The following is a 2,807-nucleotide window of genomic DNA, read 5'->3' as shown; positions in this document are numbered from 1 at the left end:
TATGCGTCCGCCCAACACATATTGAATTCCCCTGGCGGCTGGGCCAGGATGGTGTGCACCAGACCGATAGGTGGACACCATCAAAGACTCCAAGCGACTCACCCGGCGGCGCCATGACGCCGCCCTCAAGGCCCAAGTTCTGGCCGAATGCGCCAAGCCCGATGCTTCGGTGGCCGGCATCGCGCTGGCTCATGGCCTGAACGCGAACCTGGTGCACAAGTGGCGTCGGATGGCTGCGGCGCCATCAGCGCAGAAGCCGGTTGTGAATCCGATGCCAGCCCACTCGTTCGTCGCGTTGCCGGTTACGCCTTCGCCGTCGACGCCCGCTCAAGAACTGGTCATCGAACTGCGTCGAGGCACGCTCATGGTCAAGGCCACATGGCCCGTCGCCGCTGCCGCCGAGTGCGCGGCCTGGATGCGCGAGCTGCTGCGGTGATCCGCATCGATTCGGTGTGGCTTGCGGCCGAACCGCTGGACATGCGCGCTGGCACCGACACCGCGTTGGCCCGCGTCGTGCAGGTCTTCGGATCGGCCAGGCCTCATCACGCCTACCTGTTCGCCAACCGAAGGGCCAACCGCATGAAGATCCTTGTGCATGACGGCATCGGGATCTGGCTATGCGCTCGCCGACTCCATCAGGGCCGCTTCCTCTGGGCCAACACCGCCCTGGGGGTGCAGATGGCCCTGTCTCGTGAACAGCTCGACGCGCTCGTGCTCGGGCTACCGTGGCAGCGCCTGGGCAATGGATGCGCCATCACCATGGCGTGAGCGGGAGGTGGCCCCGCAGCAATTGGGGCGTTTGCGAATGGCCCTTGTCGCGGAGTTCGGCACACTGGGTCCATGCTCACCAGCGAACAACTCCAGAGACTCGGCGAGGCCGAGTTGCGCGCGCTGGCGCAGGGGTTGCTGGCCCAGCTTACCGAGCGCGACGGCTTGATCGCGGAGCGGGATGCCGAGATCGCGCTCAGGAAAGCCCAACTCACGCAGGCCGACGGCGAGATCCTGATCAAGGATCGCAAGCTCGTCTGGAGCGAAGCACGCATCGACCAGCTCACCCACGAGATCGCGGTACTCAAGCGCTGGAAGTTCAGTGCCCGCAGCGAGCAACTCGACGCCACGCAGAAGAGCCTGCTCGACGAGACCGTCGACGCCGACATTGCTGCCATCGAACTGGAACTCGAGCTGTTTAGAACGAAGCCACCGCCCTCGGCGCCGCAGCACCCGAAGCGGGCACCGCTGCCGGCTCACCTGCCGCGCACGTCGTTCCATCACGACCCCGCCTGCACCACCTGCAGGTGCGGCTGCGAGCTCAAGCGCATAGGCGAGGACGTGAGCGAGAAGCTCGACTACACGCCTGGTGTGTTCACGGTGGAGCGCCACGTTCGGGGCAAATGGGCCTGCGCGAAGTGCGCGACCCTGATCCAGGCGCCGGTGCCCGCACAAGTCATCGATAAGGGCATGCCGACCGCCGGCTTGCTGGCCCAAGTGCTGGTGGCGAAGTACGCCGACCACATGCCCCTGTACCGCCAAGAGAGCATCTTCGCGCGGGCCGGCATGCCGCTGGCGCGCTCCACGCTGGCCGAATGGGTGGGCGTATGCGGCGTGCAGCTGCAGCCGCTGGTCGACGCGCTCAAGCAGGAGATCCTGAGCCACAGCGTGCTGCACGCCGACGAGACGCCGGTGGCGATGCTCACGCCGGGCCAGAAGAAGACGCACAAGGCCTACCTCTGGGCGTACTGCCCCGGTGTCTTTGAGGACCTCCGGGCCGTCGTCTATGACTTCGCGGACAGCCGCGCCGGCGAGCACGCCCGCGCCTTCCTGCAGCAGGGCAGCGAGCCGTGGATCGGCAAGCTGGTGTGCGACGACTACGCTGGATACAAGGCCAGCTTCACACAGGGTGTCACCGAGATTGGCTGCGCTGCGCACGCGAGGCGCAAGTTCTTCGAGCTCCAGGCGAGCACCAAGAGTGCCGTGGCCGAGCAGGCGATGAAGTTCTTCGGTGAGCTCTACGAGATCGAGCGCGAGGTGCACGGCTTGACTACGCAGCAGCGCCTTGTGATCCGTCAGCATAAGGCCAGGCCCGTGGCCGATGCGCTGCACGCATGGATGGTCGCGCACCGCCTTCGCGCGACCGATGGCACGGCGCTGGCCCGCGCGCTGGACTACAGCCTGAAGCGATGGACCGCGCTCACGCGCTACGTCGACGACGGGCAACTGCCGATCGACAACAACTGGGTGGAGAACCAGATCCGTCCTATCGCGCTCGGGCGCTCGAACTGGCTGTTCGCGGGCTCGCTGCGGGCTGGGCAGCGCGCGGCCGCGGTGATGAGCTTGATCCAGTCGGCCAAGCTCAACGGGCTCGATCCGTATGCGTACTTGAAGGACGTCCTGCAGCGCCTTCCAACCCAGCCGGCCAATCGCGTCGAAGAACTCCTGCCGCACCGGTGGAGGCTGCCTGTTGAACGGTAGCATTCCTGATTCATGCCTATAACCGGTCCCCAATACCTCATCGAACTGCACGGCGTGCGGGACATGGATGCATTCACGTCAGCGTTCAACACCGGCCTGATAAACGCCGCCGGAGGCCACTGGGGTGGCAACTGGGACGCCTTCAACGACTACCTGTCGTGGCCTGCTGAAGACTCATACACCCTGATCCTCGACGGCTGGACCAGCTGCAACGCCTTGGGAGAGCGCGACCTTGCGATCTTCGAAGGCATCCTCGCGTCGAACCCACACGTTTTAGTCCGCTTGACGTGACCGATTCGCGTCACGGCTCAGTCAAGGTGTGATTGCCGTACGCTTAC

4 protein-coding genes are annotated in these 2,807 nt (G+C 65.3%); all 4 read left to right on the top strand.

The genetic code is table 11. From position 1 onward, the window contains the following. The first annotated feature begins 70 nt into the window (after positions 1 to 70). The 4 genes from PMI12_RS26135 to PMI12_RS26120 all read left to right on the top strand — a co-directional run bounded on the left by PMI12_RS26135 (position 71) and on the right by PMI12_RS26120 (position 2,760). Positions 71 to 436: a transposase gene (locus tag PMI12_RS26135; protein ID WP_237726177.1), complete on the top strand. Its 366-nt coding sequence runs from the start codon at positions 71 to 73 to the stop codon at positions 434 to 436. Next, positions 433 to 768 (top strand): IS66 family insertion sequence element accessory protein TnpB, encoded by a 336-nt coding sequence (tnpB, locus tag PMI12_RS26130; protein WP_042674443.1) that lies wholly within the window; start codon positions 433 to 435, stop codon positions 766 to 768. Before PMI12_RS26135 ends, tnpB begins: the two co-directional genes overlap by 4 nt. Before the next feature lie 72 nt (positions 769 to 840). Beyond that, the gene (tnpC, locus tag PMI12_RS26125) at positions 841 to 2,469 is read left to right on the top strand and encodes an IS66 family transposase (protein ID WP_007838739.1); all 1,629 of its coding nucleotides are present in this window, start codon (positions 841 to 843) and stop codon (positions 2,467 to 2,469) included. Positions 2,470 to 2,481: 12 nt separating this feature from the next. Further along, entirely contained in the window at positions 2,482 to 2,760 is a 279-nt protein-coding gene (locus PMI12_RS26120) for a barstar family protein (protein WP_007838738.1), read from the top strand. Positions 2,761 to 2,807 lie beyond the last annotated feature (47 nt).

The organism is Variovorax sp. CF313 (assembly GCF_000282635.1).
GTDB lineage: Bacteria > Pseudomonadota > Gammaproteobacteria > Burkholderiales > Burkholderiaceae_C > Variovorax.
This window is presented reverse-complemented; position numbering and strand designations above follow the sequence as displayed.

Bases quoted from the DNA above. Each gene is read 5' to 3' on its own strand.
- tnpC (WP_007838739.1), top strand. From the start codon at position 841: ATGCTCACCAGCGAACAACTCCAGAGACTCGGCGAGGCCGAGTTGCGC.
- PMI12_RS26120 (WP_007838738.1), top strand. From the start codon at position 2,482: ATGCCTATAACCGGTCCCCAATACCTCATCGAACTGCACGGCGTGCGG.